This is a genomic window from Pseudokordiimonas caeni (assembly GCF_026719705.1).
In the GTDB taxonomy this organism is placed as follows: Bacteria; Pseudomonadota; Alphaproteobacteria; order Sphingomonadales; family Kordiimonadaceae; genus Gimibacter; species Gimibacter caeni.
Map to the genome: position 1 here is coordinate 512,253 of NZ_JAPPRR010000002.1, position 12,803 is coordinate 525,055.

At 63.2% G+C, this 12,803-nt stretch carries 10 protein-coding genes; 4 read left to right on the plus strand and 6 right to left on the minus strand.

Translation table 11 applies throughout. The features are described 5' to 3' along the window. Positions 1–9: 9 nt before the first annotated feature. The 4 genes from OU694_RS11165 (at position 10) to purH (ending at position 5,490) form a co-directional block, all read left to right on the plus strand. Positions 10–1,344, plus strand: coding sequence for an RsmB/NOP family class I SAM-dependent RNA methyltransferase (locus tag OU694_RS11165; RefSeq protein WP_308911087.1), 1,335 nt, complete (start codon positions 10–12; stop codon positions 1,342–1,344). 63 nt (positions 1,345–1,407) lie between these two features. Further along, complete coding sequence (rpe, locus tag OU694_RS11170; protein ID WP_308911088.1) at positions 1,408–2,067, plus strand: ribulose-phosphate 3-epimerase; 660 nt, start codon at positions 1,408–1,410, stop codon at positions 2,065–2,067. Positions 2,068–2,096: 29 nt separating this feature from the next. After that, positions 2,097–3,842, plus strand: coding sequence for a heparinase II/III family protein (locus OU694_RS11175; RefSeq protein WP_308911089.1), 1,746 nt, complete (start codon positions 2,097–2,099; stop codon positions 3,840–3,842). Between the two features lie 64 nt (positions 3,843–3,906). Then, positions 3,907–5,490 carry a bifunctional phosphoribosylaminoimidazolecarboxamide formyltransferase/IMP cyclohydrolase gene (gene purH, locus OU694_RS11180; RefSeq protein WP_308911090.1) on the plus strand — a complete coding sequence of 528 codons (1,584 nt, stop codon included), beginning with the start codon at positions 3,907–3,909 and terminating at the stop codon, positions 5,488–5,490. An 83-nt stretch (positions 5,491–5,573) separates the two neighbouring features. Here purH and OU694_RS11185 read toward each other — a convergent pair whose 3' ends face one another. The 6 genes from OU694_RS11185 to OU694_RS11210 all read right to left on the minus strand — a co-directional run bounded on the left by OU694_RS11185 (position 5,574) and on the right by OU694_RS11210 (position 12,483). Further along, a complete protein-coding gene (locus OU694_RS11185) occupies positions 5,574–5,924 on the minus strand; it encodes a YtxH domain-containing protein (protein WP_308911091.1) in 351 nt (116 codons plus the stop codon). Between the two features lie 114 nt (positions 5,925–6,038). Then, complete coding sequence (locus tag OU694_RS11190; RefSeq protein WP_308911092.1) at positions 6,039–6,443, minus strand: HIT domain-containing protein; 405 nt, start codon at positions 6,441–6,443, stop codon at positions 6,039–6,041. Position 6,444: 1 nt separating this feature from the next. Then, on the minus strand, positions 6,445–7,080 hold the full coding sequence (gene nth / locus OU694_RS11195) for an endonuclease III (protein WP_308911093.1): 636 nt from the start codon (positions 7,078–7,080) through the stop codon (positions 6,445–6,447). Between the two features lie 32 nt (positions 7,081–7,112). Then, positions 7,113–8,543 (minus strand): HlyD family type I secretion periplasmic adaptor subunit, encoded by a 1,431-nt coding sequence (locus OU694_RS11200; protein WP_308911094.1) that lies wholly within the window; start codon positions 8,541–8,543, stop codon positions 7,113–7,115. Then, a complete protein-coding gene (locus tag OU694_RS11205) occupies positions 8,543–10,753 on the minus strand; it encodes a peptidase domain-containing ABC transporter (protein WP_308911095.1) in 2,211 nt (736 codons plus the stop codon). Before OU694_RS11205 ends, OU694_RS11200 begins: the two co-directional genes overlap by 1 nt. Beyond that, positions 10,750–12,483 (minus strand): peptidase domain-containing ABC transporter, encoded by a 1,734-nt coding sequence (locus OU694_RS11210; RefSeq protein WP_308911096.1) that lies wholly within the window; start codon positions 12,481–12,483, stop codon positions 10,750–10,752. The genes OU694_RS11205 and OU694_RS11210 overlap by 4 nt, the downstream gene beginning before the upstream one ends. Positions 12,484–12,803: the final 320 nt, after the last annotated feature.

Below are 12,803 nucleotides of genomic sequence, written 5' to 3' on the forward strand. Positions count from 1 at the left end.
AGGAGGGCCATGAGCGACAAGAAAACAGAGATGACGGCCGGCATACCAGCCCGGACCGTGGCCGTGCGTGTGCTGATGGCGGTGCTCCTCAAGGGGCGGCCGTTCGAGGCGGCGTTTGATGAACTGTCGGCGGGCGCGAAGCTCGAGCCGCGCGACCGCGCCTTTGCGCTCGAACTCGTGATGACCGTGCTGCGCCGCAAGGGCAGCCTCACCCATGTGATGGACGGTCTTCTCTCTAAGGGCGGCCTGCCGTTTGAAGCCACATGGACGCGCCATGCGCTTCTGGTGGCGCTTGCCCAGCTCCTGATCCTCGATACACCGGCGCATGCGGCGGTCGATCAGACGGTTGGCCTCATCAAAAACCTAAACGGCAAGGAAGCGGGCTTCGCACCACTCGTCAACGCGGTCCTGCGCCGCGCCGTGCGTGAAAAGGATGAGTGGGTCGCTGCCCTCAATGCAGCCCCCGAGCTTGATGTTGCCGACTGGCTGCGCGAAAGCTGGACGGAAGCATATGGGCGTGAGGCCGTCGCCGCGATTGGCCTGTCGCTCCGCTCCGTGCCGCCGCTTGACATCAGCCTGAAGGACGAGGGCAGTAAAGTTGTCTGGGCTGAAAAGCTGCAAGCAACCCTGATGCCCACAGGCACGCTCCGCCGCGGCCTGACCGATGTGCGGGCCCTGCCCGGCTTCGAGGCGGGTGACTGGTGGGTGCAGGATATGGCTGCCGCCATCCCGGCCACGCTCCTTGGGGATGTGTCCGGCAAGCATGTGCTGGACCTCTGCGCTGCCCCTGGCGGCAAGACGATGCAGCTGGCGGCACGCGGTGCCCACGTCACGGCGGTTGACCGCAACAAGAACCGTTTGAAGCGTCTGGCCGAGAATATCGCCCGTGTCCGCCTTGAGGAACGGGTGGAGATCGAGGCTGAAGACGCTGCCTCCTATGTGCCGGCCGTGGCGGCAGCCGACGCGATCCTTGTGGACGCTCCCTGCTCGGCGACCGGTACGCTCCGCCGCAATCCCGATGTGATGTGGACCAAGGGCCGGGCCGATGTCGAAAAGCTTGCCGATCTGCAGGCCCGCATCCTTGACCATGCCTTCAGCCTGCTGCCCGCCGGCGGCCGGATGGTTTACTGTGTCTGCTCGCTGGAGCCATCAGAAGGCATCGACCAAATCGAGGCCTTTCTGGTCCGCACGCCGGAAGCCCGCCGGGAGGCGTTAACTGTCGATGATGTCGGCGGGATTTCGGCCTTTGTCACGGAGAAGGGCGACCTTCTGACCCTGCCTTCGATGCAGGCCGATGAAGGCGGTGTCGATGGCTTCTATGCGGCCCGCATCATTCGGGCCTGAAAGCCGCTAAAATCCCCGTGTCTCCGCCTTGCGGGGGAGGGGCGTGAATGCTATGAGGCGCCTATGAGCAACAATATCAAAATAGCCCCTTCGATTCTCTCCGCCGACTTCGCGAAGCTCGGGGAAGAGGTGCGTGCCGTCGACCTCGCCGGCGCCGATTATATCCATATCGATGTGATGGACGGCCATTATGTGCCGAACATCACGATCGGCCCAGACGTCGTGAAGGCGCTAAGGCCACATACGGACAAGGTTTTCGACGTGCATCTGATGATCGCACCGGTCGATCCGTATCTTGAAGCCTTCGCGAACGCAGGCTCGGACATCATCACCGTGCATGCCGAGGCCGGCCCGCACACGCACCGGACGCTTCAGGCGATCCGCAACCTTGGCAAAAAGCCGGGTATCTCGCTCAATCCGTCGACACCTGAAGGCGTGCTTGAATATCTCTATGAAGACGTGAACCTCATCCTTGTGATGTCGGTGAACCCCGGTTTCGGCGGCCAGTCCTTCATCACCAGCCAGCTCCGCAAGATCGAGGCGATCCGCAAGCGTATCGATGCCCTCGGCCTTGATATCGACCTTCAGGTCGATGGCGGCGTGAATGTGGAAACTGCGAAGCAGGTGATTGCGGCGGGCGCCAACGTGCTCGTGGCTGGCAGCGCCACCTTCAAGGGTGGCCCGTCGAAATATGCCGACAATATCAAGGCCCTCAGGGGATAAATCCTCATTCACAGAAAGGACCGGCGGGCGTGAAACCGGCCAGCCAGCAATTTTCGCTTCTCGATGTCGCCGGCGCTGCCCAGCGCGCCGAGATCGTCCGTGCGAAAGGCCGTGGAACGCTTGCTGAAGTCCGGGACAACTTTTTCCGAAGCCTCCGTGAATGGGGATACAGAACAAAGCTTTATGGTCACCGCCTGAAGGGGCGACACCCGGTCCAACTTCTGTTCTCGCCGGATGACCCGGCCCCCGGCAGCGCCGTTATGGGGTCAGCCCTTCTCGGCGGCGAGATGATGGCGGGCGAGACAAGCCTGCCGATTGACGACAATTTCTGGAAGCTCCTCACCATTTCGGGCGCCGACGCCTTCGCCTATGCCCACCGCTTTCACTGGCTGCAGGATCTGGCGCAGGTGGGCGACCAGCGTGAGGCGCGTGCGGTGGCCGAGCGTCTCACCCGCGGCTGGCTCGCCATCGGGCAGGATTATGATCCAGCCATCTGGGCAGCAGAGACGCTGGCCCGGCGGCTCATCCACTGGCTGGCGCATGCGCCGCTGGTCATGTCGTCGGGTGATCTTGTCTATCGCTCGTCGATTCTACTGACCATGGCGCGGCAGGCCCGCCACCTGATGCGGGTGCTGGATGATGCCGATCCCGGCCTTCCGCGCCTTTACACAACAGCAGCTCTTACCATGGCTGGTGTCCTGTTGCCTGGCGGGCAGGCATGGCGACTGAAGGGCGTGAAGGCGCTGGAGCGGCAGGTTACGGCTTTCGTCCTGCCCGACGGCGGCCCGGCGAGCCGTGATCCTTCGGACGCCATCCGCGCCATGCAGCTTCTGATCCTTGTGCGGGACAGCTTCGTGGGGGTGAAGGGCGAACCGCCTGCCTTCCTGCAAACGGCACTTGACCGGATCGGGCCTTTCATCCGCGCGCTCCGCCATGGGGACAGCAGTTTCGCCGGTTTCAACGGCGTGTCGGCCGAAGGTGGCCACGGGACGGACGCAGTGCTCGCGGCATCGGATGCGCGCGGCAAGCCGATCGAGAACGCCGCCCACACGGGCTACCAGCGGATGGCGCTCGGGCGCGGCTGTGTGATCGTCGATTCCGGCCCGCCGCCGGCGCCGGAGCTGTCGCGCCACGCGCATGCCGGCACCGGCAGTTTCGAATTTTCGCACGGGGCCGACCGGATCATCGTCAATATGGGCTCGGGTCCGGAAAGCGGGCCGCTTGCCTCCCTGCATGGTCTTGCGCGGACAAGTGCGGCGCATTCAACCCTGATCATCGGGGACCGTAACTCGTGCCGGATTCTCGATGACGGGCGGCTCGGCGACGGCGTCCGCAGCGTGACGGCATCGCGCGAAGCGGGGCCAGACGGCACCCTTCTCGAGATCGCGCACGATGGTTATGTGAAGCGGTTCGGCGCGCGGCATATCCGCAAGCTTTACCTGCGCCCGGATGGTAACCGGCTGGACGGGGCCGATATCCTCTCTTCCACACGGCGGCGCGGGATGGGCAGCGGCGAAGTCTTGTTGCGCTTTCATCTGCACCCCGCTATCAAGCCCCGCGAGGATGAAGGTGGCATGATTTTCCTCGAGACGCGCAGTGGCTCCCTGTGGCGCTTCACAGTGGAGGGCGGCGCAGCCCGGCTTGAGGAAAGCCTCTATCTGCCGCGCCCGACCGATATGCAGGGCACGCACCAGATCGTGGTCCGCCTCGACCGCAGCGACGGCCTTGAAATGGGTTGCGCGTGGGCCCTCGTCCGGGTGAGTAGCAAAATCTGACGGCGCAGGCGCCGGGCACCGGGTCCGGTCTGCCACGCCCTTTTATTAAAGCAAGGCTTGGTACATGACCGATCTCGTCCGCATAGAACGCGCCCTTCTTTCCGTTTCCGATAAAACCGGCCTCATCGAGCTCGCCCAGGCGCTCGTGGCCGCGGGTGTCGAAATCCTGTCGACCGGCGGCTCTGCCAAGGCGATCCGCGATGCGGGCCTGCCCGTGAAGGAAGTGGCCGATCACACTGGCTTCCCCGAAATGATGGACGGCCGTGTGAAGACGCTGCATCCGATGATCCACGGCGGCCTTCTGGCGCTGCGCGATAACGCGACCCACAAGGCCGCGATGGACGAACACGGCATTGGCGCCATCGATCTTGTCGCCATCAACCTTTATCCGTTCGAGGCAACCGTCGCCAAGGGCGGCTCCTACGAAGACTGTGTTGAGAATATCGATATCGGTGGCCCTGCCATGGTGCGCTCCGCCGCCAAGAACCACGGTTTCGTGACGATCCTCACCGACCCTGCCGACTATGCGGAAGTGATCGAGGCGTTGAAAGCCGACGGCGGCACGCGCCTTGATGCCCGCAAGCGTTTCGCTGCCAAGGCCTACAGCCGCACCGCCGCCTATGATAGCGCCATTTCGCGCTGGTTTGCGGGCGAACTTGGCAACGCATACCCCGACCGCCTGACCTTCGCGGGTGAAAAGGTGCAGGACTGCCGCTACGGCGAAAACCCGCACCAGTCGGCAGCCTTCTATCGCACCAACGAACAGCGTCCCGGTATCGCCACGGCGAAGCAGCTGCAGGGCAAGGAACTTTCCTACAATAACCTGAATGACACCGATGCCGCGTTTGAGCTTGTCAGCGAATTTGACGCCAGGGTGCCGACGGTTGCCATCATCAAACATGCCAACCCGTGCGGCGTGGCCACGGGCACGAGCCTGAAGGCTGCCTACGAAAAGGCGCTGAAGTGCGATCCCGTGTCGGCTTTCGGCGGCATCGTGGCGCTCAACGGCACGCTCGACGCTGAAACGGCCGAAGAAGTCGTCAAGGTCTTCACCGAGGTGATCATCGCGCCGGCGGTGACGGACGAGGCTGCCGCCATCGTGGCCGCCAAGAAGAACCTTCGCCTTCTGGTGACCGGTGGCCTTGCCGACCCGGCACAGGGCGCGCAGATGGTCAAATCCGTCGCTGGGGGCTTCCTTGTGCAGAACCGCGATACTGGCCGTGTGACGGTCGATGACCTGAAGGTTGTGACCGAACGCAAGCCGAGCGAGCAGGAACTGAAAGACATGCTGTTTGCCTTCCAGGTGGCCAAGCATGTGAAATCGAACGCGATTGTTTATGTGCGGGACGGCATGACCGTCGGCATTGGCGCGGGCCAGATGAACAGGCGGGACAGCAGCCGTATTGCCGCCATCCGTGCGGGCGAGGCCGCTGAGCTTGCGGGTGAAGCCGACAGCCTCGCCAAAGGGTCGGTTGTGGCATCGGACGCTTTCTTCCCGTTTGCGGATGGCCTGCTGGCCGCTGCCGAGGCAGGCGCGACCGCGATCATCCAGCCCGGCGGTTCGATCCGCGACGACGATGTGATCAAGGCCGCGAATGAGGCGGGCCTTGCTATGGTCTTCACTGGCATGCGCCACTTCCGTCACTAGGACGCGGGCTTTTCAAAAAACGAAGGGGCAGGCCAGCATCGCTGCGGCCTGCCCCTTGTCTTTCTGGCGATCTGCCGGAAGAATCAGGCGTCGGGCTCGGTGGCCTCTTCAGCTTCTTTCTCGGCGTCGTCCATCATTTCTTTAGCCTTGTCCTTCATGTCGTCCATGGCTTTGCCAGCGTCGTCGGCGGCTTCTTCAGCCGCGTCCTTCACATCGTCAGCGGCTTCTTCAGCAGCTTCCTTCACGTCGTCGGCAGCATCCGAAGCAGCTTCTTTTGCCTCGTCAGCCATGTCCTTCATGGAATCCTTGGCTTCTTCCATGGTGCTTTCCGCAGCCGGAGCTTCTTCCGTGGCTGCTTCTTCTTTCTTCTCGCCGCACGCGGCAACACCAGCCACGAGGGCGGCGATCATCAGATAACGAAGTTCCTGTGCCATAGTCTCTCTCCCTTGCTTCCAAATGCGGGCTTCCCGTTGCTACCCGCTCGCACATGCAACCATAAAACATTGGTTTAGTTGAAGGAACAGCTAATTTGAAGGCACCCCTGCGGTTCAGGGCTGCAGGATGTCGCGCAGGCCTTCAAGCCAACGGTCGAGGTCGCCTTCACCGAAGGGAGCAGCGGGCACTTTGCCCCATACCGGCGCGGGCCAGGCGGGGTCAGCCTGGAAGCGGGCAATCACATGCACATGCAGCTGCGGCACCATGTTGCCAAGGGCTGCAACATTGATCTTGTCAGCCGAAAAGGCTGTCTTCAACCGGCTGGAAACAAAGGCAATTTCTTCCGTAAGGGTTGCGCGGTCGGTGGCTTCAAGCTCGAAGATCTCGGTGATATTCTCGCGGTCCGGCACGAGGATCAGCCAGGGGTAATTGGCGTCCTTCATGAGAAGGACATGACAAAGTCCCAGCCGACAAACCGGCACCGTATCGGCAGCAAGCCGGGGGTGCAGCGCCGCCATCTCAGGCCACCGTCTTTTCGGGAAACTGGCAAAGATCGATCACCGGGCATGCCACGCAATCGGGCTTTCGCGCCTTGCAGATGTAGCGGCCGTGCAGAATCAGCCAGTGATGAGCGTGCCGGGCGAAGGGGGCTGGGATCACCTGCATCAGCTTCTTCTCGACCGCAAGCGGGGTTTTGCCCGGCGCCATGCCGGTGCGGTTGGCAACGCGGAAGATGTGGGTGTCCACCGCGCAGGTGGGCTCGCCGAACGCGATGTTCAGGACCACATTCGCCGTCTTGCGGCCGACACCGGCGAGGCTTTCCAGCGCCTCACGGTCGCGCGGGACTTCGGATCCGTACACATCCACCAGCCGCTTCGACAGCAGCATCACATTCTCGGCCTTGGCGTTATAAAGCCCGATGGTCTTGATATGCGACTTGAGGCCGTCAAGGCCAAGCGCCAGCATCTTTTCCGGCGTATCCGCCACCTTGAAAAGCGCCCGGGTTGCCTTGTTCACGCCAACGTCGGTCGCTTGCGCCGAAAGCACAACCGCGACCAGCAGCGTGAATTCGTTCACATATTCAAGTTCGCCCTTGGGTTCGGGGTTCCTGGCTTCCAGCCGGGCGAAAAACTCGTTGATTTCGGCCGGTTTCATCAACCGCACTTTCTTTGCCTTCGCCGCCACGGTCAGCGCTCCGCGAAGGCGGTGGCAAGCGATGTGCGGATCGGGCGAATCAGATAGCCCATCAGGCTCTTCTCACCGGTCTGGATATCGGCGGTCACCGTCATGCCCGGCACGATCTGGTTGGAGGCCGGATCGGTGCCGACATAGGTCTTCTCCAGCACCACGCGGGCCTTGTAATAGACACTGCCGTCGGGGGCATCGAATGTATCGGGAGACACGCGGTCCACCCGGCCGTCGATCCCGCCGTAGCGGCCGTATTTGTAACTGTCGACGCGGATCAGCACCGGCATGCCCTGTTTCACATGGCCGATATCTCGGGTGGAAACCTTCACCTCGGCCACCAGCACATCATGGCTTGGCACCAGCGTCAGGAGCGTGGCACCGGGCGCGACCACGGCGCCCGCACGGGTGGCAATCAGGCCGTTCACCCGGCCATTCAGTGAAGCGCGAATGGCAAGCCGTTCCATGCGGGCGGCCAGGTCACGCAGATTGTCTTCGGCGATGGCAAGCTCGGTGCCGGCGGAAGCTGCGGCTTCAAGCGCATCGCGGCGCAGGCCCTCGATGGTGGCGGCTTCATTGGAGCGCGCCTCGATAAGCGCTGCTTCCGCGCGGCCGAGCGAGGTTTTGCGGGCGGCCAGTTCGCCGGCCTCGCGGCCATACTCGGCCTCGGCATCAAGCACGCTGCCGCGCGATCCAGTGCCCTTTTTAAGGAGCGCCTGCCGCATTTCGAGCGATTCCTTGAGCGCGCGAACCTGGACCTCGAGGGCGGCGACTTCTTCGGTGAAGCCGGCCACTTCGGCCTCGCGGGTCAGGGTGACGGCATGGGCGGCACCGATGCGGGCGTCCTGCGTGGCCTTGGCGGCTTCATAGGCTTGCCGGGCATCGGCAACGAGACCGGGGAAATCCTGGCTCCAGCGGTCGAAACGCGGGTCACGGCCTTCGGCGAGGGCGAGCTGCCGCTCGCGCGACATGGCAAGGGCAGCCACCCGCGCGCGCTGGCCGTCATACTGCGCCTGCAGCTGGGTATCGGTGAGGCGCATCAGAAGCTGGCCGATCTTCACCGTTTCACCTTCCTGTACCATCACATCGCTGACGATGCCGCCGTCTTTGGTCTGCACGGGCAGGGTTAGCATCGAAGGCAGCACCTCACCCGGAGCCACGGCTTTTTCCGCGAAGGTCGAAAGGCTCGCCCAAAGGAGAAAAACGGCAACAAGGCCTGCCATCACCCGCACGGCGAGCGTGAGGGCGGCAGGCGGGTTGGTTTCCTCAAGGAGGACCGAGCGTGACAGGAGCTTCGCGTCCTCACGCGTGATGGCGGCGGCCACATCGGTCGACGTCCAGGCGACGGTGCGGGCGGGCACGTTGGCACGGGCGGCGGCGACGGAGCCTGCGGCCTCGGTTGCGATCACGCTGTCCTTGGATTTGCGGGCCATCAGCTTCCCCTCGTTACGGTGGAAAGCACCTCGTCAGGTGTTCCGGCTTTGGTGATTGTACCACGGTTCATCAGGATCAGGCGATCGGCCAGCCGCAGGTGGCTCGGCCGGTGGGAGACCATGATGATTGTCTTGTCGCCCTTCAGGTCCTGCAGTGCTGCCACAAGGGCGGCGTCGCCCGGTTCATCAAGCGCATGGGCGGGTTCGTCCATCAGGATGATCGGGGCATCGGTTACATAGGCGCGCGCGAGCGCGATTTTCTGTTGGAGGCCCGAGTTCATCTGGGCCAGCGACTGGTCGCCGAAGCGACTGTTGAAGCCTTCGGGCAGCGCTTCGATGGCTTCAAGGGCACCGGCCAGCTGGCAGGCTTTCCGCAAATCCTCGTCGCTTGCGATCGGGTTCGACAGGCGCAGGTTCTGTGCGATGGTGCCGTAGAAAAGCTTCGGCTGTTGCGGCACATAGGCGATGGCATTGCGCAGTTCAGAGGGCACGATCTGGCGGATATCGACGCCGTCGAGCGTGATCTGCCCGGCTTGCGGCCGGTGCATGGCGAGAAGCAGCCTGAGGATCGAGCTTTTGCCCGACCCGTTCGAGCCACTGACAGCGAGAAACTCGCCGGGCTCGATATCGAAGCTGACGCCGAGAAGTGCGGGTTCACCGTGCTGGTTATAGCGCAGCGACACACGGTTGAAGCTGATGCCGCCCTGCCACGCGCGGACCACGCCCGACGATTGCTTCTGGCGGGAGGGTTCTTCCTCCATCGCCATAAGGCTGTTGATCTGGCCGATGGCGAGCTTTGTCTGCTCGGCCCGTGTGAAGGTCAGGAACAGGTTCTGGATCGGCGACAGGACCCGCCAGGTCAGCGCCATGGCAGCGATCAGGGCGCCGAGCGACAATTGGCCGGTGATGGCGAGTTCCACCCCGACCACCAGTGTCGCGATGCCCGAAAGCATCATCACGCCCTGCGCCAGTGTCTGGAACAGGAAGGAAATCTGCGTTGACCAATGATGCGCCAGCGCCGATTCCGCCGAAATCTCGCGGAAACGCTGCCGCCACACGGATTCGACGGCTGCTTCCTTGATCGTCCGCATATTGGAGATCATCTCGACAAGGAAACTGTGCCGTTCAGCCCGCTTACGACTGGAAACGAGGACGGCGCGCCGCATGCGCGGGGCCAGCAGCAACCAGATGATCAGATAAACGACAATCATCCCGACGGGCACGAAACCGAGCGGCCCGGCGATCAGGAACAGCGCGATCACGAAGATCACCACAAACGGCATTTCAAGCGCCACGGTCACCAGCAGGCTGGTGAAAAGGTCGCGTAGCGAATCAAAATCGCGCAGCTTGGCAACCTGGCTGCCGAGCGGCGCCGATTCCGTCATGGTTGGCGGCAGCCCGATGATTTTCGAGAAGGTGCTGGTGCCGACAATCTGTTCGATGCGTGCGCCCGCAAAGGCGATGAGGCGCGCCCGCACCACACGAAGGGCCGTGTCGAAGGTCACGGCGAGCAAGCCGCCAACGAGGAGGCTGACCAGCACGTCCCCGGCGCGGATCGGGATGACCTGATCGTAAAGGGCGAGGGTGAGGAGCGGCACAGCCAGCGCCAGCATATTCAGGCAGAAGGTGATCAACAGAAGCCGGGTCAGCACCGGCTGGAACCGCCCGGCAATGGCGCTGAACCAGCCGCCGTGGGCGCGGCCCGGATCGGTCGGTTCGCCTGACCGGTCGATCACATAGGCGGTGCCCGAAATCATCGGGTCATCAAGGACGACCTTGTCATGTTCGACCCCGCCAAAGGCCGCAACGCCGCCGGCCTCATCCTTGGTCAGCACATAAGGTTTGCCGGCATCGGTCACGAAGATCAGCGGGAAAAGGCGGGGGTCGATCTCGGCGAGCCGGGCAATGCGCCGCTCCTGCGTGCGGTAGCCGAGCAGGGCCAGCACATTCTGCAGCTCTGCCATGCCGAGCGTGCTCGCGAAGTGGGGCAGGGCCTCGAAAAGCTCATTGAGCGTGCCGCGCCAGCCAAGCGCCTTCAGAAGCGGGAAAAGCGTTGCCGCAAAGGGTGACTGCGCTTCAAACGAGCCATAGCGGCCCTGCCGCAGCGCTTCGGCAAGTTGGTCGATCCCGCCGGTCGAAAGGCGAGGTCCGCGCTTGCGCCCGGCCTTTGCCTTGTCCGGCCCGCCGGTGTTTTTCGTTTCATCGGTCACGGCGCACCTCCGGCCGGCGGCTCCGGCGGCAGGGCGCGAGGCGGCTGGCCAAGTGGCGGCCGCTCGGTCAGGGTGCCGTCTTTCAGCGTATAAAGCCTGTTGGCAATCGCCAGAAGCGACGGCCGGTAGGTGACAAGCACAATGCCCGTATCATGCGCGAGATCCAGCAGCACCTGCCTGAGGAGCGTTTCACCGGTCTGGTCGAGGGCCGAGTTCGCTTCGTCGAAAAGCACGATGGACGGGTGGCGGGCCAGCACACGGGCAATGGCGATGCGCTGGGCCACCCCGCTTGGCAGGCTCGACGCCGATGCCTCGCCGACCCTGGTGTCATAGCCATCGGGGAGGCGCGCGAAAACCTCGTCAAGGCCAAGGCGCGCGGCGGCGGCTAGCGAGGCATCAAGCGACTGGTCTTTCCGGAAGAAGGCGAGGTTTTCAAGCACGGTACCCTGCAGCAGGCGTGGCCGCTGCGGCAGATAGGCGATCTGCTGGCGGATCGCATCGGGGCTGGCGCCATAAAGCTTTTCGCCATTCACCAGAAATTCGCCTTCGGTGGGGATCAGGCGGCCCATCAGGAGGTGCAGAAGCGTTGTCTTGCCGCTGCCATTGTCGCCCTGGATGCCGACGATCTCGCCGCGCTTCACCGAAAGGTTGATATTCTGCAGCACGGCCGGCAGGTCCGGCCGGTAGCGGAAGGAGACGTTGCGGAGCGCGAGGGTCTCAAGTGCACCGGGCGGCGCGTCGCCCTCGTGGCGGCGTTCGCGCGGCAGGGCATCGATCGCGGCGATCTTGTCTTCGGCCACGCGGATCGACTGGTAGCGCGTCCACAGCGACAGGGCCCGCATCGCAGGCTGGATGGCGCGGCCGGCGAGCAGGGTGCAGGCTGCCAGCGAACCGATGGTCAGATAGTCATGGATCACGAACCAGGCGCCGACAGTGGCCACCAGCACCATCGTCAGCTGGTTGGCGACGCTGCCGACCGACTGGCTGAGCGACGAGAGAAGCGCCACGCGGTGGCCGCTCTCGGCCGCGCTTTCCATCAGGCGTTCGTAGCGGCGCTCCATCAGCGCTTCCATCGCCATCGATTTGATGGTGTGGATGCCACCGAGCGTCTCGATGATGAAATTGTAGCGCCGGTCATCCCACACGTTGCGGTCATTGAGCGCCGCTTTGAGCCCGCGGCCGAGCCACAGGCCGAGCCAGCCGGTGAGGATCAGGATGATGACCGGGATCACGACAAGCCATCCCCCGATATAGGCAAGAAGCCCCAGAAACAGCAGGATGAAAGGCGCATCGATGAAGGAAATGGCCGCCTGGCTCGCATAGAAATCGCGAATGGAATCGATGGCGGTCATGCGGTCCAGATGGTTGCCGGCGGGGATCGCCTCGATCGTCTCAAGGTCGCCTTCAAGGAGCCGGTCCGCCGCATGCTTGCCGGCCTGATGCTCGAACCGTGCGCCGGACCAGCCGGCAAGCCACGAGCGCGCGACCTTCAGGATCGTTTCAAGCAGCAGGACTAGGAAAAGGCCGAGGACGAGATAGGTGAACGTGCCGGTGGCCTGGTTCGGAATGATGCGGTCGTAAACCTGCAGCGTGACGAGCGGCAGGGCGAGCGACATCAGGTTGATGCCGAAAGATGCCACCAGCATGTCGGGCCTTGCCAGCGGAAGATAATGCCGCCACAAGCCGACAAGCTCGTTTTCCTGCGCCGCAACTCCCCCCGATCTAGCCATATAGTCCGATCAGTCCCGTTTCGTCCCGAAAGCGCTCGTTTCCTGCCGGTCCCTGCGAAGGGCCAAAAGCAGCTTTTCTACCGACACTTCGGACGGCTTATGTCCTTACTATGGCCGGTTCCCCTGAAGATTGCCATACTAATGGCAAAGTGGCCCGGTCCGTCCCTGACCTACAGGGAAACCCGACTAAAAGTCTTCTAAAATTTTAGCCATTCTTTGCCTTTTTTTTAAAAACAAGCGAGCAATATTGTCACGACTGGCAAAGGAGTCGAACCGGGATACATGCAGATATTTGCCAGGAACCCGGTTCCAGAGACAGG

Excerpts from the sequence above, each read along its gene's own strand:
- OU694_RS11200 (WP_308911094.1), bottom strand. The coding sequence starts at position 8,543 with ATGGCCCGCAAATCCAAGGACAGCGTGATCGCAACCGAGGCCGCAGGC.
- OU694_RS11210 (WP_308911096.1), bottom strand. The coding sequence starts at position 12,483 with ATGGCTAGATCGGGGGGAGTTGCGGCGCAGGAAAACGAGCTTGTCGGC.
- purH (WP_308911090.1), top strand. The coding sequence starts at position 3,907 with ATGACCGATCTCGTCCGCATAGAACGCGCCCTTCTTTCCGTTTCCGAT.
- OU694_RS11185 (WP_308911091.1), bottom strand. The coding sequence starts at position 5,924 with ATGGCACAGGAACTTCGTTATCTGATGATCGCCGCCCTCGTGGCTGGT.
- nth (WP_308911093.1), bottom strand. The coding sequence starts at position 7,080 with ATGAAACCGGCCGAAATCAACGAGTTTTTCGCCCGGCTGGAAGCCAGG.
- OU694_RS11165 (WP_308911087.1), top strand. The coding sequence starts at position 10 with ATGAGCGACAAGAAAACAGAGATGACGGCCGGCATACCAGCCCGGACC.
- OU694_RS11190 (WP_308911092.1), bottom strand. The coding sequence starts at position 6,443 with ATGGCGGCGCTGCACCCCCGGCTTGCTGCCGATACGGTGCCGGTTTGT.
- rpe (WP_308911088.1), top strand. The coding sequence starts at position 1,408 with ATGAGCAACAATATCAAAATAGCCCCTTCGATTCTCTCCGCCGACTTC.